General features: G+C 65.0%; 26 protein-coding genes. 11 read left to right on the top strand and 15 right to left on the bottom strand.

The features are described from left to right. The gene (locus tag QW863_RS23820) at positions 1 to 189 is read right to left on the bottom strand and encodes a hypothetical protein (RefSeq protein WP_315712988.1); all 189 of its coding nucleotides are present in this window, start codon (positions 187 to 189) and stop codon (positions 1 to 3) included. Between QW863_RS23820 and QW863_RS23825 the strand changes: the two genes are divergently transcribed. Beyond that, on the top strand, positions 170 to 400 hold the full coding sequence (locus QW863_RS23825) for a hypothetical protein (RefSeq protein WP_315712990.1): 231 nt from the start codon (positions 170 to 172) through the stop codon (positions 398 to 400). The two genes, QW863_RS23820 and QW863_RS23825, sit on opposite strands and share 20 nt — an antisense overlap. A gap of 224 nt (positions 401 to 624) precedes the next feature. Continuing rightward, the gene (locus QW863_RS23830; protein ID WP_315712992.1) at positions 625 to 858 is read left to right on the top strand and encodes a DUF6894 family protein; all 234 of its coding nucleotides are present in this window, start codon (positions 625 to 627) and stop codon (positions 856 to 858) included. A 223-nt stretch (positions 859 to 1,081) separates the two neighbouring features. Here QW863_RS23830 and QW863_RS23835 read toward each other — a convergent pair whose 3' ends face one another. Continuing rightward, on the bottom strand, positions 1,082 to 2,137 hold the full coding sequence (locus QW863_RS23835; protein ID WP_315712994.1) for a hypothetical protein: 1,056 nt from the start codon (positions 2,135 to 2,137) through the stop codon (positions 1,082 to 1,084). 234 nt (positions 2,138 to 2,371) lie between these two features. On the opposite strand from QW863_RS23835, the gene bamA reads away from it, so the two are divergent. Then, entirely contained in the window at positions 2,372 to 4,693 is a 2,322-nt protein-coding gene (bamA, locus tag QW863_RS23840) for an outer membrane protein assembly factor BamA (protein ID WP_409977961.1), read from the top strand. A gap of 36 nt (positions 4,694 to 4,729) precedes the next feature. On the opposite strand, the gene QW863_RS23845 is transcribed toward bamA, so the two are convergent. After that, positions 4,730 to 5,146 carry a hypothetical protein gene (locus tag QW863_RS23845; protein WP_315712997.1) on the bottom strand — a complete coding sequence of 139 codons (417 nt, stop codon included), beginning with the start codon at positions 5,144 to 5,146 and terminating at the stop codon, positions 4,730 to 4,732. A 250-nt stretch (positions 5,147 to 5,396) separates the two neighbouring features. Between QW863_RS23845 and QW863_RS23850 the strand changes: the two genes are divergently transcribed. Further along, positions 5,397 to 5,753 carry a hypothetical protein gene (locus tag QW863_RS23850; RefSeq protein ID WP_315712999.1) on the top strand — a complete coding sequence of 119 codons (357 nt, stop codon included), beginning with the start codon at positions 5,397 to 5,399 and terminating at the stop codon, positions 5,751 to 5,753. A 68-nt stretch (positions 5,754 to 5,821) separates the two neighbouring features. Here the strand turns inward: QW863_RS23850 and QW863_RS23855 are convergent, their stop codons facing one another. Together QW863_RS23855 and QW863_RS23860 are read right to left on the bottom strand one after the other, a co-directional pair. Beyond that, entirely contained in the window at positions 5,822 to 6,421 is a 600-nt protein-coding gene (locus tag QW863_RS23855) for a DUF6456 domain-containing protein (RefSeq protein WP_315713001.1), read from the bottom strand. 52 nt (positions 6,422 to 6,473) lie between these two features. After that, positions 6,474 to 7,004 carry a GcrA family cell cycle regulator gene (locus tag QW863_RS23860; RefSeq protein ID WP_315713003.1) on the bottom strand — a complete coding sequence of 177 codons (531 nt, stop codon included), beginning with the start codon at positions 7,002 to 7,004 and terminating at the stop codon, positions 6,474 to 6,476. 150 nt (positions 7,005 to 7,154) lie between these two features. Between QW863_RS23860 and QW863_RS23865 the strand changes: the two genes are divergently transcribed. From QW863_RS23865 to QW863_RS23875, 3 genes are all read left to right on the top strand, one after another. After that, positions 7,155 to 7,772, top strand: coding sequence for a helix-turn-helix transcriptional regulator (locus QW863_RS23865; RefSeq protein ID WP_315713004.1), 618 nt, complete (start codon positions 7,155 to 7,157; stop codon positions 7,770 to 7,772). Between the two features lie 1,052 nt (positions 7,773 to 8,824). Beyond that, positions 8,825 to 9,691 (top strand): hypothetical protein, encoded by an 867-nt coding sequence (locus QW863_RS23870; protein WP_315713006.1) that lies wholly within the window; start codon positions 8,825 to 8,827, stop codon positions 9,689 to 9,691. 217 nt (positions 9,692 to 9,908) lie between these two features. Continuing rightward, the gene (locus QW863_RS23875; protein ID WP_315713008.1) at positions 9,909 to 10,184 is read left to right on the top strand and encodes a hypothetical protein; all 276 of its coding nucleotides are present in this window, start codon (positions 9,909 to 9,911) and stop codon (positions 10,182 to 10,184) included. Between the two features lie 50 nt (positions 10,185 to 10,234). On the opposite strand, the gene QW863_RS23880 is transcribed toward QW863_RS23875, so the two are convergent. After that, entirely contained in the window at positions 10,235 to 11,209 is a 975-nt protein-coding gene (locus QW863_RS23880; protein ID WP_315713010.1) for a quinone oxidoreductase, read from the bottom strand. Positions 11,210 to 11,419: 210 nt separating this feature from the next. Here QW863_RS23880 and QW863_RS23885 point away from each other — a divergent pair, with 210 nt between their 5' ends. From QW863_RS23885 to QW863_RS23895, 3 genes are all read left to right on the top strand, one after another. Next, complete coding sequence (locus QW863_RS23885) at positions 11,420 to 11,680, top strand: hypothetical protein (protein WP_315713637.1); 261 nt, start codon at positions 11,420 to 11,422, stop codon at positions 11,678 to 11,680. A gap of 177 nt (positions 11,681 to 11,857) precedes the next feature. Next, on the top strand, positions 11,858 to 12,181 hold the full coding sequence (locus QW863_RS23890; RefSeq protein ID WP_315713012.1) for a multidrug efflux SMR transporter: 324 nt from the start codon (positions 11,858 to 11,860) through the stop codon (positions 12,179 to 12,181). Positions 12,182 to 13,472: 1,291 nt separating this feature from the next. Next, positions 13,473 to 13,694 carry a hypothetical protein gene (locus QW863_RS23895; protein WP_315713638.1) on the top strand — a complete coding sequence of 74 codons (222 nt, stop codon included), beginning with the start codon at positions 13,473 to 13,475 and terminating at the stop codon, positions 13,692 to 13,694. Between the two features lie 47 nt (positions 13,695 to 13,741). Here QW863_RS23895 and QW863_RS23900 read toward each other — a convergent pair whose 3' ends face one another. Genes QW863_RS23900 through phnG form a run of 9 tightly spaced genes read right to left on the bottom strand, consistent with a single transcriptional unit; the run spans position 13,742 to position 20,700 of the window. After that, positions 13,742 to 14,353, bottom strand: coding sequence for a pyridoxamine 5'-phosphate oxidase family protein (locus QW863_RS23900; protein WP_315713014.1), 612 nt, complete (start codon positions 14,351 to 14,353; stop codon positions 13,742 to 13,744). Continuing rightward, positions 14,331 to 14,972 (bottom strand): phosphonate metabolism protein/1,5-bisphosphokinase (PRPP-forming) PhnN, encoded by a 642-nt coding sequence (gene phnN, locus QW863_RS23905; protein ID WP_315713015.1) that lies wholly within the window; start codon positions 14,970 to 14,972, stop codon positions 14,331 to 14,333. Before phnN ends, QW863_RS23900 begins: the two co-directional genes overlap by 23 nt. Then, positions 14,969 to 16,126 carry an alpha-D-ribose 1-methylphosphonate 5-triphosphate diphosphatase gene (locus QW863_RS23910; RefSeq protein ID WP_315713016.1) on the bottom strand — a complete coding sequence of 386 codons (1,158 nt, stop codon included), beginning with the start codon at positions 16,124 to 16,126 and terminating at the stop codon, positions 14,969 to 14,971. The genes phnN and QW863_RS23910 overlap by 4 nt, the downstream gene beginning before the upstream one ends. 14 nt (positions 16,127 to 16,140) lie before the next feature. Further along, on the bottom strand, positions 16,141 to 16,839 hold the full coding sequence (gene phnL, locus QW863_RS23915) for a phosphonate C-P lyase system protein PhnL (protein ID WP_315713018.1): 699 nt from the start codon (positions 16,837 to 16,839) through the stop codon (positions 16,141 to 16,143). A 19-nt stretch (positions 16,840 to 16,858) separates the two neighbouring features. Continuing rightward, positions 16,859 to 17,653: a phosphonate C-P lyase system protein PhnK gene (phnK, locus tag QW863_RS23920; protein ID WP_315713020.1), complete on the bottom strand. Its 795-nt coding sequence runs from the start codon at positions 17,651 to 17,653 to the stop codon at positions 16,859 to 16,861. Beyond that, entirely contained in the window at positions 17,646 to 18,530 is an 885-nt protein-coding gene (locus tag QW863_RS23925) for an alpha-D-ribose 1-methylphosphonate 5-phosphate C-P-lyase PhnJ (protein WP_315713022.1), read from the bottom strand. The genes phnK and QW863_RS23925 overlap by 8 nt, the downstream gene beginning before the upstream one ends. After that, positions 18,527 to 19,630 (bottom strand): carbon-phosphorus lyase complex subunit PhnI, encoded by a 1,104-nt coding sequence (locus QW863_RS23930; RefSeq protein ID WP_315713024.1) that lies wholly within the window; start codon positions 19,628 to 19,630, stop codon positions 18,527 to 18,529. The genes QW863_RS23925 and QW863_RS23930 overlap by 4 nt, the downstream gene beginning before the upstream one ends. A 3-nt stretch (positions 19,631 to 19,633) precedes the next feature. Continuing rightward, positions 19,634 to 20,245, bottom strand: a complete 612-nt coding sequence (phnH, locus tag QW863_RS23935) for a phosphonate C-P lyase system protein PhnH (RefSeq protein ID WP_315713027.1) — start codon at positions 20,243 to 20,245, stop codon at positions 19,634 to 19,636. Next, entirely contained in the window at positions 20,245 to 20,700 is a 456-nt protein-coding gene (gene phnG, locus QW863_RS23940) for a phosphonate C-P lyase system protein PhnG (RefSeq protein ID WP_315713029.1), read from the bottom strand. Before phnG ends, phnH begins: the two co-directional genes overlap by 1 nt. Before the next feature lie 119 nt (positions 20,701 to 20,819). On the opposite strand from phnG, the gene phnF reads away from it, so the two are divergent. Next, on the top strand, positions 20,820 to 21,545 hold the full coding sequence (phnF, locus tag QW863_RS23945; protein ID WP_315713031.1) for a phosphonate metabolism transcriptional regulator PhnF: 726 nt from the start codon (positions 20,820 to 20,822) through the stop codon (positions 21,543 to 21,545). The last annotated feature ends 1 nt before the right edge of the window (position 21,546 follow it).

Genomic DNA, 21,546 nt, shown 5'->3' on the forward strand with positions numbered 1-21,546 from the left:
TCAGGACAGAGGGCGATCGGTCTCCGAAAGGGACTCCGCGGTCAACCGCTCAACCATCTCGATCACCTCGATGCGCTGGCCCGGAGCCAGCTTCAGGAATGCCTTCAGCAGACGAAGGCTTTCCACGGCTTCGCTCGATGGGGCTCCGAGCTTCGTGTGCAGCTCCGCGATGAATGTTGAATTCTTCATCTCGCACCTTTGGCAGGAAACAGTAATGCCAGTCCTTAGCAAACGTGAAGGCCTTGCACGCAAGGTAGATACTGCAGCAATCGAGGCTGAAAGTCTCGGTCTGACGACTGCGACCCTGATCCTCAGGATGGCCCGCCTGGAAATCGACCGTGCGGAACCCGACGAGGTTGAAAGTATGCCAGCGAACAACTCTTGCAGCAAGCCGAACTGACCGGTTGGTTGATTTCGGCGTCACAATTTGAGCCTTCTGGCAGTTTCTGGCTGACGATACCAGTGGAAACGGTCGTTTACCGAACGAGGCGGGGGGATTACGGCAGCGGTAAGCTTGTCCTCCACATTAGAGGTCTTCTATAGTTTGCTTGGGGGGAAGAATGGGTTGCGGATCTCGCTCGGGATCCGTGCCCACTCCCGCGACACAGCGGCTGCAGGAAGACCATGCGCACTTATTATTTCGATATGAAGGATGGCATTCCGACCAGAGACCGGACCGGCCTGGAATTTGCGACGAGTGCAGGGGCGATCGAGCACAGCCGGGATTTGGCCCGGCGCCTCCGGCACGACCCGCGCATCACCGACCGCAGGCTGTCCATCGTCGTCGTCGACGAATCTGGCGCGGAGGTTCACCGCGAACCGGTTTATCCGGCTGCAGTGAAAGCCAGCCTGTCCTGATTTTTTCATAGGCGTGCCGGCAGTGACTGCGCGCTGACTGCTTTTTCTACTTTTCGTAGAGGAAACGAAAAGCCGAACAACTCTTGAGTGTGCATATCGGGCACGCGATCGGGCCGCTTCCGCAGCAAGAGCACCTTGAGGGCTAGACGCCCCGCCGATCCACTCCACCGGCTCTCCCCTTCCCTCGGCCGCCAACGAACGCCGCCGCTGCGCCACCGAGGGCCTATTGCTGCTTCTCCCAGAACGAGAGCAGGCCCTGCGAGGCCGAGCCGCCGATCACGCAAGGGATGCCGACGGCGACCTGCCCCAGCGCGGCGGCCGAGACACAACCGAGCGCAAGGGCGCCGACGCCGAGCTGTCCCCAGAAATCCATGTTGCGCCGGGCGTCAGAGCCCCTGGTCTTGAGCTCCTCGACGGCGGCGACGGCATCCTTGCGGACGGCGCCGAGCTGCACCGTATCGGCGGCCTCAACCACCTCCCTGAGCGGCTCCTTGACCGGTCCCGACTGCCGCGCCAGCTCCTCCCGGAGATAGTCGCGCAGGCTGGCATCGCGCACCGAATAGCTGGCAAGCGTATAGCGCGCCATGCTGCCGATCGTCAGCTTGTCGACCGTGTCGCGGCTCTTCGACCACGGCAGCATCTGCACGATGCGCTGGATCGGTACGCGCGAGCCGGTTGCGAAGTAATAACCCCAGAGGATGTCGAGCAGATCCTGGTGGGTCGCGTAGCTGAGCCGTGTGTCAAGCTTGCGCTCCTCCTTCTTGAACGGATTCTGCGTCAATGCGCCACGCAGCTTGTCCATCACGCCAGGCTTCGTTTCCTCCAATGGGATGTCCATCAAGGTCGGCTGTGCGCCGCTGAGATAGCCGTCGACCATCACGCGGCGGCCCGGCATCTTCGGCGCGACCCTGCGCATGAGATTGCGCCAGTCCGGCAGACCCGAATAAGCGATGGCACGCACGACCACCCACTCCTCCTCGGGAGGCACGGGAAAGAAGCTGTTGACGAGTTGTTCGGCCTTGGCGGGATTGGAGCCGATCGCCCCCGCGATGAAGCCGAGATAGATGCCAGCGTTCTCCGGCTCCTTGAACGTCTGCGAATGAAACAGCACCCGGACCGCCGCCGGCACATGGGCGTAGTCGGGTTTGGTGCGATAGTTGTAGATCCAGTTCTGGACGACACCGAGCGACGCGCGTGGGTCGATCTCTGGGACGACCGCAGCAGCAAGGGCTGATTGAACGAAAGTGCAAGCGATGAGGGCCAAGGCGATCGCGCGCATGGTCTGCTCCCGACAAACGTTCGCCGCATCAGCATCTGCTGGCGCGTACGGATGAGGACGATGCTGCACGTCGTTTGAATCGACTCTGCGTCGATTCTGCGGCCGCGCCCAGTTCCCTGCCGGTCACCCTTCGCAGGCGTGATCGCAGGCCCCCGAGTCTCCACGGCCCCGACATGATTTGGCCGCCCACCGGCTCTTGCATCCCGGCATGACGAGCAGGCAGATGCGCGCATGTTGACCGCCCGAAACAGCCGTCACCGCGGAGACAGCAGATCGCGACACGTCGCATTGATCGTTGCGACGCTGTCGGTGCTGACGTCCGCGCCGCCGGCGGTGGCGGGCGAAGCCCTTGCAGTACAGGGCAATCGGCGCGTCGATGCCGACACCGTGCGATCCTATTTTCACGCTGACGCCAACGGGCGCTACGACGCCGCCGCGCTCGACGCCGGCTTGAAGGCGCTGGTTGCAAGCGGACTGTTCGACGACGTGAAGATCAGCCGCGCCGACGGACGGACGGTGGTCCGCGTCTCGGAAGCAAAAGTGCTCGATCGCGTCGCCTTCGAAGGTAACAAGAAGGTGAAGGATGCGGAGCTCACCGGCGCGGTGCTATCAAAGCCGCGAGCCGGCCTGCAACGCGCAACTGTCCAGGGCGACGTCGCCCGCATCATCCAGGCGTATCATCGTGCGGGACGCGACGACGTCCGCGTCGTCCCGGAGATCATCGATCGCGGCAACGACCGCGTCGATCTCGTCTTCACCATCACCGAAGGCAGGAAGACGCCGGTCAGGGCGATCAACTTCACGGGCAACCGCGCCTATGGCGCCCGACAATTGCACGCGGTGATCAAGACCTCGGCCACCAACGTGCTGAGCTTCGTGACCGGCGGCAACGTCTACGACGCAGATCGCGTCAACGAGGACCGCGAGCTGCTGCGGCGATATTACCGTGACCACGGCTACGCCGATGCCGAGGTCACGAACGTGAGCGTCGACTATGACGCGGCAAATGGCGGCTACAACCTCACCTTTGCGATCGAGGAAGGCGGCCTCTATAAATTCGCCGCAGTCGACGTCTCCTGCAACGTGCAGGGGCTGGCCTGCGACCGCCTGCGCACATTGTTGTTGACGCAGCAGGGCGACACCTTCGACCAGAGCAAGATCGACAAGACCTCGGACGTCCTGACGGCCGAACTTGGCAAGCTCGGCTTTCCGTTTGCGCAGGTCGAGCCCAGGATCGATCGCCATGCGCAGGATCGGCTGGCCGACGTCACCTTCCAGATCGAGCAGGGACGGCGCAGCTATGTCGAGCGCATCGAGATCCACGGCAACACGCGCACGCATGACGACGTGATTCGACGCGAGTTCGACGTCAGCGAGGGCGACGCCTACAACCGGACGCTGATCGACCGCGCCGAACGTCGCCTGCGCAACCTCAACTACTTCAAGACCGTCAAGATCTCGACGCGGCCGGGCTCGGCCAGGGATCGCGTGGTGCTGGATGTCGAGACAGTCGATCAGGCGACCGGGGACTTCAACGTCTCGGGCGGCTATTCGTCCACGGACGGATTGCTCGCCGAGGTGAAGATCGGTGACCGCAACGTACTCGGCACCGGCAACACTGCGCAGGCCACTTTCACCTACGGCCAGTTCGCGCGAGGCGCCAGCCTGTCCTTCACCTCGCCCTACGCCCTCGGTCGAACGACACCTGGCATGGAGCTGTTCGCGCGACAGAGCATGGTCAGCACATTCCAATCGTTCGGCAGCAACACCTATGGCGGTGCCCTCACCCTGGGCATGCCGGTCAGCGAGCAGACTGCCATGCTGTGGCGCTATTCGCTCTACGACCAAAGGGTGGTGCTCGCGCCGGGAATCTCGCCGGCGGCGGTGTCCCTGCCGGTTCGCCAGGCGGTCGCAGCCGGACGGCAGACGGTGTCCTCGCTCGGCAATACCGTCACCTACAGCTCGCTCGACAACAACAAGGTGCCGACCAGCGGCATTCGTTCGCAGTTGACGCAGGATCTCGCCGGTCTCGGCGGCGACGTTCGCTTCTTACGGACCACGGGCGACGTCCGCTATTATCGGTCGATCAACAGCGACCTGACCGGCATGGTGCGCGCCCAAGGCGGCTATATCACCGGATGGGGCGGCCAGCAGGCGCCGCTGCTCAACAGCTTCTTCGGCGGTCCCACCATGGTGCGCGGCTTCGCGCCGGGCGGCTTTGGGCCGCGCGATCTGACGCCGGGATCGACGATGGACAATGTCGGCGGCAGCCTGTTTTGGGCGACCACGGCGGAGCTGCAGGGCAACATTCCCGGATTGCCGCAGGAATACGGCCTGCGTGCATCGGCCTTCGTCGACGCCGGAACCGTGTTCGGCTATCGCGGCCCGACCCAGAATGTCCAGGTGGCGAACAGGAACGTGCTGCGCTCCTCGGTCGGCGTCGGCATGACCTGGGCATCGCCGTTCGGACCGCTTACCGTCGACTATGCGGTCCCGATCAGCAAGGCGGCGTACGACGTCGTGCAGCCGCTCCGTTTCAGCGCCGGCGGCTTCTGAGCCGACACCGCAACATGGACGGAGCGCCGCGTCACGTCAGTACGGACTGTAGTAGTAACCGGGCGGCCCGTAATACGGACGAACATAATATGGCCGCGGTGCGTAGTACACCCGTGGCGGCCCGTAATAGCCGGGTCCGGGATAATAGCCGGGCCCATAGTAATAATAGTCGTCGTGCTGATGCGCGGCGATTGCGCCGATGGTGCCGATCATTGCACCCATGATGGCCAAGCCGGCGGCTGGATTGCCCCTGTAGACGCGGCGATAGCGCCGGCGAGCGCTGAGATCGGTCAAATCGCCGGCTGTCGCCGTCGCGACCACCGGCTTGTTGGCCGGACCCGCCGCCCGCTCATGAGCTGACGCCGGCGCGCTTGCCACCACGGCGATGGCCGCGACGGCCGCAATCGCGACTTTTCCACCGGCCGAAGGAGATCGATATTTCCCGCTGAACATGGCATCACCCTTCACTTCACTCGTTCCCAAATACAACATGCCCGGGCGTGCAGCTTGACCTGTGTCAACTCAGGGACCACCCCGGCCGTCCGGCGGCACGTACGCATTCCGCAATCGTGCTTAGACGCGACGTCACGCCCCCTGGTTCAGCCCACCGCCGCATCGATTTCTGCGAACCGACGGCCCCCCGTCGGGAACCAATGGCTGCACACCGACGCCGTCCATCATGCCGTCGGCAACAGGAGTCCTCATGCCTTCCAGACTGACACGCCCATTCTTCAGCGCCGTCGCCACGCTGGCGCTCACCGCTTCGATTGCGAGCGCCGGTGACAGCGCGACCTCGCTGTTCAAGGTGGTGACCGTCAAGGACGAGATCGTCATCGGTCTCAATAGCGACGAGTTGGCGACGATCGGCGGCAGCGATGCCAGCGCCGTTGCGCGCGCACTGGCGCAGAAAGGCGACCTCGCGGCCTGGCAGTACAACGTTCATCGCGGCCCGAACGGCGAGCTGCAGATGACGCCTTCGGCCAAGATCGGTTTGCTGTCGCATGCCTCGCTGCGCGTCGAGCCCTACAGCACCACTTATGTCGTGACGCCGCATCCCTGAGGGAAAACGATTGTCCGACCGGCGCTCGTACCCGTCGACGACGGAACGAGTGCCGGTCGTACCGGCCGTTAGCTCTCGCCCCGATGGCCCGATCGCACGGCCCCATCGCATTTCCTGGGGATCCTGTCGGTGGAAAACCCGTAGACCACGGCCAGCCGGTCCAGGCACTCCTTGAAGCGCCGGGCAAAATAATCATTCCAGCGCTGGCTGGCGAGCCCCCGCTTGTGTCCGACCTGCTCCATGGTCAGGCCGTGCACCAGGACGTCATGGGTGATCGCCGCGCCGTCGGCGCCGAGCTCGCGCTCGGCGCGGTTGAGCCGCAGCACCGCCCGCCTCTGGCCTTCGGTGACCGGCTCGCGCCCACGGGCGCCGTCGACGTGCTCGCGCGAGGGATCGATCGCCTGCGGACCCCGCTCGGCCCGCTCCCAATCATTCTGGAACGCCCGTCCGGCCCGGTATTGGGCGTCATCCAGCTGCTTGTGCGCGTGCAGCCGGCCGAGCGGGTCGCTGCGGACCGATCGCAACGCGACGATCTTATCACCGGGCTCGAGCGCCAGCGGATCGTCGATCTCCACGGGAATCACGTCTGCATTTCGCGGCAGGTCGTGAGCTCTGCGGTCGTGGGTCTTGGACATGCGATGGGGCTTGCTGCGTCTGGGGCGCGCCATGTCTCGTCTCCGGAAAATGGACGGGGTCGGTTCGGGTCGGGTTTGCCGCGCTCTACGCGGCCGCGACCAGCCGCAGGATCAAGGGGCCGGCGGGACGCACGGCGGCCTCCTCGGGCGGAAGCCGCGTGAGATGGTAATGCGGCGTGCAGTAGCAGGAGCCGGGCTGGCGCGGATGGCCACAAAAGGTGATGGGATCGTCGTCCCGGTCGCCGCCATAGGGGTAGCGGCAATCGTTGCGCTCGAGCTGGTCCAGGGACAGCAGGCGCGGGCTGATGCCGACACAACGCAGCTTGACGGCCGCGGCGGGCTTCACCGGGGACGGCATCGGCCGCACCGCCGCCTCGGCGACTCGCCGTCCGGTTCGGGCCGCCGCGGACATCGGCCGGGGCGCGGACCGCGCGGCTTTCGGCCCGCCCGGCGCGACCAGCCCGATCCGCTTGCCGCGGCCAAGCGTCGCGTTCCGCGTATAGGCGGTTCCGAACTGCGCATTGAGGGCGCGCGCGATCTCGGCATAGGACCGCCCCTGGGCATGAAGCTCGCACAGCATCTTGGAATGCTGGTCTGGCCAATCTGTGGATTGCATTCTCGCCTCTTCCTTCTGGGTCGGGGCCGCCGGACCCGCCGGCTCACCCGACGGCCAAATCTTCCGATATTCCGAAGAAAAAGTCAAGCTTGAGTTCTGATTATTCGAAACATATAATCCCTTCCGAGATTCGCAAAAGAGGTCAAAGCCATGTTGGACGTTGCCATGATCGAGCGTGCACTCGAGAAGCCGGGAAAGACGAAAGGAGGGTTGGCCCGCGCCATGGGCGTGCGGCCGGGCGCGGTCTCCGAGATCCTCGGCGGCCAGCGCCTGATCAAGGCGGCCGAGATTCCGCTCATCACGGAGTATCTGGAGCTCAATTCCGTCCCCATCATGGGGCGGGTCGGAGCCGGCTCGGTGATCGAGCCGGATTACGAGCAGGTGCCCGTCGAGGGCCTCGGCGAGGTCGCCCTGCCCTTCCCGATCTCCGAGGAGACCATCGCCTTCGAGGTCACGGGCGATTCGATGCTGCCGAAATACGAGAATGGCGACGTGATCGTGGTCTACCGCGAGCAGCGGCACCCGCTGTCGAGCTTCTACGGCGAGGAGGCGGTGGTACGCCTCAAGTCCGGCGAGCGCTACCTGAAGACGATCGAGCGCGGCAAATCGCCGTCCGTGGTCAATCTGAAGAGCTTCAACGCCAAGCCGATCGTGGGGGTCAAGCTGGACTGGATCGGCGAGATCTTCGTCACCCTGCCACGCGGCCAGATCTCGCGGATCCGCGCCAAGGCGGCCGCCAAGTCGCGCGCCCGCGCGGCAAACAAGTAAGACTCGACGCCGGATGCAGGGGGAACGCCGAGGCGCTCTCCCTGCATCCCACCTCCAAGGGAGGGTAGGCACCGCGCCTGCGGCGCCGTCGTGATCAACAATTCTGAGCGACATATGGGGATGTGCGTCCTTAGCCTCGCGGCGCCCAGGCGTCCGAGTGATACAGTGGTCTCACCCTCTTCAAACGAGAGGGTGCAGGGAAGGCCGGACCTCGACTGAGGCCCGTGGCCCGCCTGCTCAAAAAACGCAGGCGGCAGGTACCACAGGTCCAGCCGGAACGATCCGGCCCTCCCTGCGCGATGGTTTTCACGGCTGCTTCGCGTTCTCCCCGGTGCGCCGGGCTTGTTGGTCACCGTCACCCACGCGGCGCTGTCAGCGCCGGCGCAGGCTTGATACCGGCATCGGGGTATCAGGACCACGCGACTTGACCGTACGAGCCGGTGTTGTTCGTCGGCGCGAATGACCACGCTGCAAACCGGCTCGCCCATCACTCCCCGCCTCCACGTGTCGTGACGACCGCGATACGCCTCTCTCCATGAGGCGGGATGCGCGTAGACAATCATGAATTCTGAAAAAGAGAAAGAAGAATTTTTCGGCCCGGCGGGCCAGACCGGGGCAATGCGTTGAAGCCTCGCCCAAAACAAGCGTTTCCGCACACGTCGTCTGCAGGCCATCGAATGCCATGAACGGACCATCGTGCGGGTGCATCGACCCTGATTCGCCCGACGGGCGTGACGCCTTGCCACCAGCCGCGCCCGGCGCCCGGATCAGTCCTCGACCCGCAGCTCATCGCGATGGACGTAGCAGTCGGCATTCGGAGGCGGCGGTGGGACAGGCTGGTCTTCCGCTATCTCGGCTCCAAGCGGTGACCGGCCCCGACGATCCACGGGCCGCCAGCGAGCGGACCCGCTGTGCCATCGCGTCATCGCCGACGTCCGGCCGGCGTTGCCGACGTCGCGCAAGCGGATTGATCCCGATCAACGACCAGGCGCCGCGCCGGAGCAAACTCATCTTCAACCTGTGGCTGCACAGGCAGGACATGGGGAAACGCCATGCGGAGATATCTTCTTGCCTTTACCTTGGTGATCGCCGCACTCGGCTTCACGTCGTCGGCGCGTGCGGGATGCTGGCCGAACGAAAACTTCCACCTCGTGTGCTGGCTGGATACCTATGGAACGGCGTGCGAAGCGCACCACGCGCTGACCAGCGTCAGAGCCGTGCTGTATCCAGAGCCGCGCTACTCGTACTATGAATTCGAGGTTTCGCACTGGTGGACGGCCCACAAGACCGTGGCCTGTCCGCCGAATCAAAAGACGACGTTCAGCGGTGTCTGGGACCGGGAAACCGGAAAGGCGGAGGAAACGGCGACCACCGGCATTTCGTCGGTGACGAGGCGAGTCTATTGCAGCAACAATCCCTGGACGGGCCAGGGGCCGCCGACGGTGCCGATCTGCTCATATCCGGCCGATGATCCGAACGTGGGACTGCCCGTCACCTCGGCGATGCTCACGCAAAGCCAGCGAGACGATCTGCTTCGCGTTCAGGAGCCGTTGCATACCCGTTGCCAGCAGATCAAGCCACTCGAGGACGAGGTGTCGTGGCTGAACGGCCGCCCCATCGTCGAGGTGGTCGCGTCCCATCATGAATATCAGAAGCTCGAATGGCATCTGTGGTTCATGGACTTCGGCGAGTTCGGACCGTGGCATGAGGTCGCGGCACCGAAGCCGAAGGGCCCTTTGATCTGGAAGGGCACGACCTATACCGAGCGCCGCATTGCGACATCGAGGCACAGATATTGGCTGAACAAGCCCGGCCGCTGGAAGGTGGTTGCGAAGCCGAAGCCGACCGCGGCTGCGGCGCAGGGGATCCCGATCAGCGTGACCACCGAATGTCCCGGCGCGACGTTCAACGTGCAGTGATGGGCGATGACGCGGTCCTCATGGCGTGCAGGAACATGCTTCCGCACACCACGTCACATCGCCTGGACTATTTCTGTGCTGATGCCGGTGTGGTCACGGCCGCGCAGGCTGGGGATGGAGTCGGTGAGGCGAGGGTGGACCGAATCAGCCTTGACAAAATTCTGATTTAAAGAAATAATGGCGCGATCACAGTCAGCCGAAGGCGAACCGGCGCTCCATGCAGTATTTCGTCGTGATGATCGACTACGGCCGGCGCGGACGCGAGGCCGTGGTCGATCCTGAAATGACCCGGCGCGACGTCGTTGCGCGTATCGCGTCGGGGGAATATTCGAACGTCAGCTTCATCCACGAGATCGTCGACCGGTCGGTTGCCGACGTCACGGCCGACATCATGTCCGAAGCCGCCCTGCCCGAGATCGATGGGCGGGACGCCGATCTGCAGGCCGCCCGGTCCGATCACCTCCGCGACCTGCGCAAGCACGAGCGGGTTTGACCCGGCTGCGCCGGCCCTATCGGGATCTCGCGACCGGGGGACGCGCCAGATCAGACCAGAAAGACCGTCGAGCCGGTCGTCTTGCGTGCCGCGAGATCGGCGTGAGCCCGGGCCGCCTCCTTGAGCGGATAGGTCTGGTTGACCTCGATCTTCACCGTGCCCGATTTGACCACGTCGAACAGCTCGTTGGCCATCGCGACCAGGCTCTCGCGCTTGGCGGCGTAGGTGAACAGCGTCGGCCGGGTCACGAACAGCGAGCCCTTCTGGGCGAGCAGGCCGAGATTGAGCGGATCGACTGCGCCCGAGGACTGGCCGAACAGCACGGCGTAGCCGAGCGGCGCGAGGCAATCGAGCGATTTCAGGAACGTGTCCTTGCCGACGGAATCATAGACCACGGGCACCTTCTTGCCGCCGGTGATCTCGCCGACGCGCGCGACGAAGTCCTCCCGCGTATAGATGATGGTGTGCTCGCAGCCGTGGGCCTTGGCCAGCTGCGCCTTGTCATCGCTGGATACGGTGCCGATGACGTGAACGCCGAGATGCTTGGCCCACTGGCTGAGGATGAGGCCGACGCCGCCGGCGGCGGCATGCAGCAGGATGGTCTCGCCCGCCTTGACGCGGTAGGTCTGCCGGATCAGGTACTGGGCGGTCAGGCCCTTGAGCATCATGGCAGCGGCGGTCTTGTCGTCGATCTCGTCGGGCAGTTTCAACAGCAGCGCGGCCGGCATCAGCCGCGCCTCTGAATAGGCGCCGAGCGGCGACGAGCCGTAGGCGACCCGGTCGCCCACCTTCAGGTCCGTCACTCCTTCGCCCAGTTCCTCGATCACACCCGCGCCCTCGCTGCCCAGTCCGCTCGGAAGCTGGACCGGATAGAGCCCGGAACGATTGTAGATGTCGATGAAGTTGAGCCCGACCGCCGTGTGGCGGATACGCGCCTCGCCGGGGCCGGGCTTGCCGACCTCGATCTGCTCCCAAGCGAGAACCTCGGGACCGCCCGTCTTGTGGAAACGAATGGCGTTCGTCATGGGTTATCCTCCCTGTCGGATCGCGCGACGCTGCGCCGCTCGGCCGCGCGCCGGCCCCCTTACGGGCCGTTCGAGCTTTGTTTTTCCGCGACCGAACCTCGGTCATCCGTAGCCGCTGTCGGCTCGGTTTGGCAATCGGCTTTGCCAGCCGGCACAGGAACAACGTTCACCGTTCCAGCGTTCATCGGCCATAGCGTGGAGTCCGAGCCCATGCCGCCCAAACGACGCAGCGCAGTAGTCAATCCGGCCATGCTGATCGAGCTGGCCTGCCACACCTTGATGGGCATCGCCATGGGGCTCGGCTTCGCCTTCGGGCTGACCCAACTGGATGCGTTCGGCATCTCGACCCTGATCGCCCACAGTGTCGATCCGCACGTGACGCTCGTGATCTTCGTCGGTGTGTTGACGCTGTCCTTTGCTGTCGGCGCAACGCTGACAGGATTCGTATTCACGATGATGGAGGAGAGATAGACCCGACGCGCGCCCAGCTTGTCATATGCGCGTCGCGCAAACCATGCAGATGGACGGCAGGTTCGACCGGCGCGGAGATGACGAAATGGCCGGACTGCTCGGTGCAGGCGATCCGCGGCTTCGCGAGGCCCGCCTCGGATCGGTGGGCGATGTCAAACCGTTGGGCGCGCGGCCCTCATGAACGGCTGGCTAGCTCTGTTCGCGGCCGGAGCTCTCGAGATCATCTGGGCGCTTGGCCTGAAGCATTCCGACGGCCTGACGCGCTTCTGGCCCAGCGTCGCCACCGTGATCGCCATTCTGCTCAGCTTCGCGATGATGTCGCTCGCGCTGCGCTCACTGCCGTTTGGCACCGCCTATGCGGTATGGACCGGGATCGGCGCGGCCGGGAGCATCCTCGCCGGCATGATCCTCTACAGCGAGCCGGCGGACCCGACACGGCTGATCTGCCTCACGCTGATCATCACCGGCATGATCGGGTTGAAGCTGAACTCGCCGGTCTGACACCATCGACGACCTCCGGCAGGAGCGCGACAGCTCGACGCTGCCGAACACGACCAGGGCGAGCACAAACGGCAACAGGTGATAGAGCGCGCGGAAGATCAGCAGCGCCGCCAGCAGGCGCTCCTGGTCAACGCCGCCCAGGCCCAGCAGGATCGTTGCGTCGAACAGGCCGATGCCGGCTGGGGCATGGCTGGCAAATCCAAGCAAGGTCGCGGCAATGAAGACCGCCATCAGCCGCGCGAGGTCGATGCCGAGTTCCGCCGGCATGAGGACGTACATTGCCAGCGCCGCGGCGCTGAGCTCGAACAGGCCGACCACGATCTGCAGCAGCACAGCGGGCCCGGACGGCAGTCGAACGGGCCAGCGCGCACTTCGCCGCCCGGGCCAGCTCCACACGACGAAGGCGGCAACGGCGCAAAGCAGTGCCGCGGCAACGACACGGTTGATCGCCGGCGGCCAATATTCCATCCATCCGAAGGCATCCGGATCGATCATCAAGCTCAGGCCGAGCGCGGTGAGATTTCCGAGCCAGAAGGTCAGGCCGGTCAGGAAGCTGATATTGGCAATGTCGATCGCACCGAGCCGGTACGGCGCGTAGATCCGATATCGCACCAGCGGCGAGATCAGCGCGACCGCACCGATGCCGTGCGCGATCGGGTAGCTCGTGAAGCTGCCAAGCGCGGCGGCGCGATAGGGAATGTCCCGGCGGCCGATCGTCCGCAACGCGAACAGGTCGTAGAGCGTGAGGCTGGCGTAGGAGAGGACGATGAACGCCAGCGCCATCGCGATCAGATGAAGGTCCGTGGCCTCGACGATCGACAGAACATGAGCAAGGTCGAGCTTCTTGACGGCGCGTGCCAGGACATACGCGGCCGCAGCTGCAATCGAGAGGCTCAAGGCCAGTCCGCCCAGACTGCGCAACCAGATTCTGCGGTTCGATCGCAGCGGCGGAACGTCGGTCAGGTCAGCCATTCAACGTGTTTCGTTTCAAACATGCGCCGGCCGATTCGAGCAGGACGATGGCGCCGTTTGACACACCGATGTGACAGCGGCGTTACCGTTGTGCGCTGCCCACATGGCTTAATTATCTGTTAACGACGGACGATCGTTCACCGCTACCAACACGGCGAGCTGCAATGCAGCACCACATTCGCGATCATTCAAATTTGAATTAATCGCGGGCGGGTTCGAGCGTAATGACGTGGACCGTATCAGTACGGATGCATGAAGGTCGCATCTTCGTCACGCGGACTTTCTAAGACGAGTGCCGAACGTCAACATTCGAGGCAGCATGAACGCGGAATTCGAACACGAACTCACGCCGGACCAATGGGAGACGCTGAAGGCGCTTCGCATTCCCGCGCGTGAACGCCGCAGGCTGAACGGCATGATTGTCGACGAGCTCACTGCATTTGGACTCGCCTCCATCGACAATGGCGCGGCAACACTCACAATGGCCGGCCGCAAGGTGCTCGTCAGGGGATCCTCACGCCTGCTCGATGTCGCAGCCTGATCTTTAGGAGCGCGGCCTCCCCTTTTTTGAAGAGCCGCGCGCCGAATTCACCACATGGATTTCCGCGCACGCTCGGGCCATTCGCGATCGTACGCCGCGCCGTCGATGTCGTTGGCCGTCATCGCCGCAAGGATCTGTCCCGGCGTCGGCAGTTGCTGCGGGTCGACCCGCTTGTCCGGGTTCCAGAGATCGGCACGAACGATCGCGCGCGCACATTGGAAGTAGATCTCTTCCACCGTCATGACCAGGACGGAGCGCGGCAGCTTGCCTTCCATCCGGAACGACTCCAACAGATCGGGAGCGGTCGACAGGTGACCGTGCCCGTTCACACGCAGCGTATTGCCCGATCCCGGAATCAGGAACAGCAGCGCGATCCGCGGATCGCGCACGACGTTGCGCAAGGAATCCACGCGATTGTTGCCGCGGCGATCCGGCATCATAAGCGTCTTGTCGTCATGGATGCGGATGAAGCCGGGAAGATCGCCGCGCGGCGAACAGTCGAGACCTTCGGGACCACACGTCGCCAGCGCCACGAAAGGCGACTTCTCGATCATGATCCGGTAGTGCGGCGTCACGCGATCAGCCACCTTCGCCGTCGATGCCAGCCCCGTCTCGCCATAGATCGCCTCGAGCTGCTCAATCGTGGTGATGATCGACATGGCCGCTTCCTCCCTCGGATCCGATCGGTTCTGCGTCGATCGGTCGCTTGATGATGTCCGCCAGCCTGTGACCGTGCGGCTCGGGATCGCCGACATTGACGATCGTGACGTCCGCCGCGGTGTCTTCGCTCACCGCCCGGTGAAGACGCTCACCGATATCGCCGTCACTGGGGCGGTGCCGCTTGCCGAGCCGTTCGGCGAGAACATCCGCCGGCGCAGTGATGGCGACGACGATGACGTCGGCATAGTCCCGACGCGCGGCGGGAATGATCGTTCTCGAGACGTTCACGACCACGGTGCGGCCGGCCAGGATGTCATCCTTGATCGCGCGCGGCACGCCGTAGTCATGTCCGTGGGCCTCCCAATGCAGCGCGAACTCACCGGCGCTGAGCGCCTCACGAAAAGCGGACGCGCTCATCTCGAGATTATCCTCGAAAGCCGAGGCCTCGCGCGTGACGATCCGCCGCGGAAAAACGATCCGGTCGTCGCTGGCGCATTCGCGGCGCGCCACATTGAGCAAGGTGTCCTTGCCCGCGCCGCTCGGCCCGACCACCAGGATCAGGCGGCCGGGACCGAGCTTCGCGGGCGTCTTCGCCGATGCAACCTCGGTTTCGCTCATGCCACCCGCTGTCCTTCCCGCCAGACGCTGCGCACGACCGACAACTGGCCCGCGACATGGACGCGGATCAGGTCCGCACGCTTGCCCACCGCGATCTCGCCGCGATCATGCAGGCCGACGGCGTCCGCAGGGGCCTTGGTGACGGTGCGGACGGCCGCCGCAAGACCGATGGACGGCACCCGCTGCGGCAATTGCAGCGCGCCCATCAGCAGGCTCGACGGGACGTAGTCCGACGACAGAATGTCGAGCAGGCCCTCGCGCGCCAGATCCACGGCGGCGATATTGCCGGAGTGAGACCCGCCGCGCACCACGTTCGGAGCGCCCATCAGAATGCTGATGCCCGCCTGGTGAAGGCCCCGCGCGGCTTCCATCGTGGTTGGAAACTCCGCGACGGCGATGCCGTCCTTGATTGCATCGGCGACGTTCTCCTCCGTCGTGTCATCGTGACTGGCCAGGGGCACGTCATGGGTCTTCGCCAGTGCAACGATGTCGCGCATGTTCGGCGCCGCATAGGCCTGCTGATAGGCGAAGCGGCGTGCGAACATCACGTCGAGCTCCGCATCGGTCTTGCCGCCGCTCTTGCCGCGATAGTAGTCGCGCAGCTTGCCTTCGTCGCGAAATTGGCGCTGCCCAGGCGTATGATCCATCAGCGACATCAGCCGCACATCCGGACGCCCCGCCAGTTGCCGCGCCTCCTCGACCACGGTCGGCATCGGCACCTCGCAGCGCAGATGCAGGAAGTGATCGGACCGCAGCAGCCCGCCGTCGCGCGCCGTCGCGATCGCTTCCGCGAGCACATTGGCCTGGCCGTCGACGCCCTCGGCGCCCTCCTCGCTCCACACCCGCAGCGAATCCAGCACCGTCGTGATGCCCGCGGTCGCGAGTTGCCCGTCATAGGAAATGACCGCCGCAACGGGATCCCAATAGACCTTTGGGCGCGGCACGAAATGCGCCTCGAGGTGATCGGTGTGCAGTTCGACCAGCCCGGGCATCAGCAGGTCGCCGCCGGCATCCAGGCTGCCGGCCGGCGCCGCTCCCTCGCCCAGTTCCGCGATCCGGCCTCCGGCGATCGCCACCCAGCCCTGCTCGACGACGCGGTCGGCGAGGACCAGCCTGGCATTGCCTATCACGATATCGGACATGTTCGCGCTCATCTGCAATGTGTACCTCATGCCGCCGCAGCGAATGTCATGACGTCGACCGTACGATCCGCAATCTGCGCACGGATCTCGTCATCATGCACGATCGCGAGCATCGCCACCCCGTCCTTCTTCTTCGCCGCAATCAGGTCGACCACGACCGCACGGTTCGCCGCATCGAGCGACGCGGTCGGCTCATCGAGCAGCAGCACCGGGACGTCGGAGATGAAGCCGCGAGCGATGTTGACCCGCTGCTGCTCGCCGCCCGAGAAGGTCGATGGCGGCAGCGACCACAGCCGCTCGGGAATGTTCAGCCGCCGCAGCAGTCCCCCCGCCCGCACCCTCGCATCGTCGCGCGGCAGGCCGGCCGCGAGCAGCGGCTCGGCAACGACATCGAGCGCAGGGACGCGCGGCACCGCGCGCAGGAACTGACTGACATAGCCGATAGTCTGCCGCCTCGCATGGAGGACCAGGCGCGGCTCGGCGCCGGCGAGATCGGTCATCTCGCCGAGGTGCCGGACGCCGATGCGTCCGCCATCGCAACGGTAGTTGCCGAAGATCATCTTCAGGATCGACGACTTGCCAGCGCCCGACGGTCCCGACAACACGACGCATTCGCCGGCCTTGACCTGGAACGACACGCCGCGCACCACGGGCAGAGATATGCCGCCCTGCAGATGCATGGTGAAGGTCTTCTCTGCATTCTCGACATCGATCATCACAGTCATCGCATTGGGCCCAATTGCATCATGGCGGCAGGATCGAGGACACAAGGAGCTGTGTGTACGGCTCGCGCGGATCGTCGAGCACCTGGTCGGTGAGGCCGGTCTCGATCACCCGCCCCTCCTTCATGACCATCACACGATGAGACAGCAACCGCGCCACGGCCAGATCGTGGGTCACGACGATGGCGGCGAGGCCGAGTTCGTTGACGAGGCTGCGCATCAGATCGAGCAGGCGCGCCTGCACGGACACGTCGAGCCCCCCAGTCGGCTCGTCCATGAACACGAGCCTGGGCTCGGTCACGAGATTGCGCGCGATCTGCAGCCGCTGCCGCATGCCGCCGGAATAGGTCCGCGGCGCATCGTCGATGCGGGCAACGTCGATCTCCACGCGCGCGAGCCAGGACGAGGCGGTCTGCCTGATCCGACCGTAATGATTCCAGCCGACCGCCATCAGCCGCTCGCCGACATTGGCGCCGGCGGAGACCGCCATGCGCAGGCCTTGCGTCGGGTCCTGATGGACATAGCCCCAATCGGTGCGGAACAGAAAACGGCGCTCCGCCTCGCCAAGGCCGGCAAGATCGCGCAGCACCCCGTCCCGCATCCGATAGGACACGTGGCCCAACGTCGGCGCCAGTTGCGCCGACAGCATCTGCAGGAGTGTCGATTTGCCCGAGCCGGACTCGCCGACGATGGCGAGCACCTCGCCGGGATAGAGCACGAAGGAGACGTCGCGGCAGGCTGCCAACCGGCCGTAGCTCTTCGCAAGCCCTTCCGCGACGAGCAGCGGCTGATCGGACGCACTGATCATCTCAGCCATGGGCGCTCTCCTTGTGCGGGGCGGCGCTCTGCGCGCCACGATGTCCGGACGCCTGGCGGCCCTCGCAGTAATCGGTGTCGGAGCAGACGAACATGCGGCTGCCCTTGTCGTCGGTCACGATCTCGTCCAGGTAGGAATCCTCCGCGCCGCACAGCGCGCAGGGCGCATCGAACTTGTAGCGCGTGAACGGATGGTCCTCGAAATCCAGCGAGACGACCGGCGTATAGGGCGGAATGGCATAGATTCGCTTCTCGCGCCCCGCACCGAACAATTGCAGCGCCGGGCAATTGTCCATCTTGGGATTGTCGAACTTCGGCGTCGGCGACGGATCCATCACGTAGCGCGCATTGACCTTGACCGGATAGGCGTAGGACGTCGCGATGTGACCGAAGCGTGCGATGTCCTCATAGAGCTTGACGTGCATCAGGCCATATTCGGCCAGCGCATGCATGCGGCGGGTCTCGGTCTCGCGCGGCTCGAGAAAGCGCAACGGCTCCGGGATCGGCACCTGATAGACCAGCACCTGCCCCTCGTGAAGCGGCGCCTCGGGAATGCGATGCCGGGTCTGGATCACGCTCGCCTCTTCCGTCGACGTCGTGGTCGCGACGCCCGCGGTCTTGGCGAAGAATTTGCGGATCGAGATCGCATTTGTCGTATCGTCCGATCCCTGATCGATGACCTTGAGCACGTCGTCGGGACCGAGAATGGCGGCGGTGACCTGCACACCGCCGGTGCCCCAGCCATAGGGCATCGGCATCTCGCGGCTCGCGAACGGCACCTGATAGCCGGGAATCGCGATCGCCTTCAGGATGGCGCGACGGATCATCCGCTTGGTCTGCTCGTCGAGATAGGCGAAATTGTAGGTCGGCGCGCTCATTCCGCAGCTTCCTTCAATTCGGGAACGGCATTGGCCTCGGCGAATTCCTGGCGCAGCTTGCGCAGCAGGCCGAGCTCGGACTGGAAGTCGACATAGTGCGGCAGCTTCAGATGCTCGACGAACCCGGTCGCCTGCACATTGTCGGAGTGCGACATCACGAACTCCTCATCCTGCGCCGGCGCAATCACATCCTCACCCAGCTCACGCGCCCGCAAGGCGCGGTCGACCAGCGCCATCGACATCGTCTTGCGCTCGCTCTGGCCGAAGGCGAGACCGTAACCGCGCGTGAAGCACGGCGGCTCGGTGGCCGATCCCTTGAACTGGTTCACCATCTGGCATTCGGTCAGCTCGACCGATCCGAGCGGCACCGCAAAGCCGATCTCCTCGGCCAAGAACTCGACCTCGACTTCGCCGAAGCGGATTTCGCCGGCGAAGGGATGGTTGCGGCCGTAGCCGCGCTGGGTCGAGTAGCCGAGCGCGAGCAGAAAGCCCTCATCACCGCGTGCGAGATTCTGCAACCGCAGATCACGATCCGCGGGAAAGCTCAGAGGATCGCGGGTGAGATCGCCGACCGGCGCGCCAACATCGGCTTGCGGCGACGGCTCGATCAGCCCGTCCTGGCCGAGAATGTCGGTGACACGCGGCGTCGGCGCATTCGGCGCCTCGGCACGGGCCGGCGGCTCCGGCTCGGCGCCGGCCGCCAACTGCGGATCGAGCAGCCGATGCGTATAGTCGAAGGTCGGCCCGAGCACCTGGCCGCCCGGAATGTCCTTGAAGGTCGACGAGACGCGCCGCTGCACCCGCATCGCACCGGTGTCGACCGGCTCGGTTGCACCGAAGCGCGGCAGGGTCGCGCGGAAGGCACGCACCAGGAAGATCGCCTCGATCAGATCACCGCGTGCCTGCTTGATTGCGAGCGACGCGAGCTCGCGGTCGTACAGCGAGCCCTCGGTCATCACGCGATCGACGGCAAGCCCCAACTGCTCGGAGATCTGCGCCAGCGAAAGTTCGGGCACATCGCGATCACCCCGGCGTTCATGCGCCAGCAGCCGGTGCGCGTTCTCGATGGCGCGCTCGCCACCCTTGACGGCAACATACATGCCTCACTCTCCTGCGGAAACGAGTCGGGTCGTTCGCGGGATGGCGACGATGGACGAGCCATCGACCAGCACCACATCGACACCACGCGGAAACAGCTTCTCATTGATCGACAGCCGCTCGAACAGATCGGCGGGCGCGACCGTTGCACGGAACGATGTCGCCCCGTCGATGCCTGGACCGCGCAGCTTGAACGCCGGCCCCTCGGACAAGCTCGGCACCTGCAGGATCAGCGTCGTCGAGCGATCAGGGTATTCAGCACTGCCGAGCGCGAATGAATTCAGATCAGGCAGCGCTTCGGGGTCCGCCGCCACCGCAAAGCAGGCGAGCGCGGCATCGGCGACGATCGGCGCCCCGGTGTGAAACTTGAGCCAGGCGCCGACCTCGGGCGTGCCGGCGAGCGGCGCATCGAGCCAGATCGGCGTATCGTGATCGAACAAGGTCAACGCGATCGCGGCAGCACCAGGCATCAACGACGACGGCCGGCCGACATCGCCCTCGACCTGCCGCACATTGCCCGGACGCGCCATGGCCTCCATGACGGTACGGAAGGTGGATTGCGCGGACAGAACATTGTCGGCGAAACCGTGTTGCAGATCGGAAGCCGCGAGACCCATCAGCCCTCTCCTCGCACCATGGTGTAGAAATCGACACGCGTGGCCGCAGCCTCCTCCGCTCGATGCTCCCGCGATGCGCGCATCTGCTCCTGCAGCGGCGCGACCACCTGAGTCTCGATCGATCGCGCATGGCTCGACGACTGGATCATCGCGTCACACAGCGCCATCAGACGCGCCTTGCCGGCGTCTCGTCCGAGCACATAGCCGAACCCGACCTCGCCGCTCTCCAGCCGTACCGCGGCGCGCGACACCGTCGCTTCGCCGACATTGAACGGCGCACCATCACCGCCGATCCGGCCCCGCAGCATCACGAGACCATTCTCCGCCGGACGCAGGTCGCGATACTCAGGCAGCGCCAGTCCGTCGAGCCTGGCGCGGATGTCCGCATGCGAGGCATGCGCCAATACCCGCATCGCCGTCCTGCGCCGGTCCTGCATCGCGGTCTCGCCCTCCATCTTCACCTCGAACTTGCTATCGCGAAGTTGTCTATGTTAATAGACAACTTCGTAACGAAGCGCCATGACTGTTTGATGACATGGGCGTGATTTTCAGGTCGCGCAGCGGAGAACCGCAGATGAGCATGCAGGGCGCCGACTCGGGCGTGGCACTGTGGCGCCGGGTGGCCGACGGCATCGAGCGCGACATCGCCGACGGCCGCTTCGCGGCCGGCACCCGCCTGCCCGGCGAGACCGAGATCGCCGAAACCTACCGCGTCAACCGTCATACGGTGCGTCGCGCGCTCGCGACCTTGGCCGAGCGCGGCCTCGTGCGCGCCGAGCGCGGCAGCGGCACTTATGTCGAAGCGCCTCGTCTGTCATATCCCCTGAGATCGCGAACCAGGTTCTCCGAGATCGTGGGCGCCGGCGGGCGCGAGCCGCGCGGACAGTTGATCGCAGCGTCCGAAGAGTCGGCGACGCGCGAACTCGCGCACGCGCTCCGACTGAAGACGGGGGCGCCGCTGGTCCGAATCGAGGCACTGCGTCTTGCCGACAAGACCCCCATCTGCGTCAGCACGTCCTGGCTGTCGTCCGAGCGATTTCCCGAGGCCGGCCACATCTTCGCATCGCTCCGCTCGATGACGGCGCTGCTTGCGAATTACGGCATTCGCGACTATCGCCGCGGCGCGACCAGGATCACGGCGGCCATCGCCGACGCGAGCGACGCCGCACGGCTCGACCTCGCGCTGGGCCGTCCGGTGCTGGTGGTCGACAGCACCGACATCGATGCCGATGGGACGCCGCTGGTCAGCAAGCGCTCGCGCTTCGCGGCGGAGCGCGTGACGTTCGAGGTCGAGAGCTAGA

This window comes from Bradyrhizobium sp. SZCCHNR1017, from assembly GCF_032381375.1.
Taxonomy (GTDB): Bacteria; Pseudomonadota; Alphaproteobacteria; order Rhizobiales; family Xanthobacteraceae; genus Bradyrhizobium.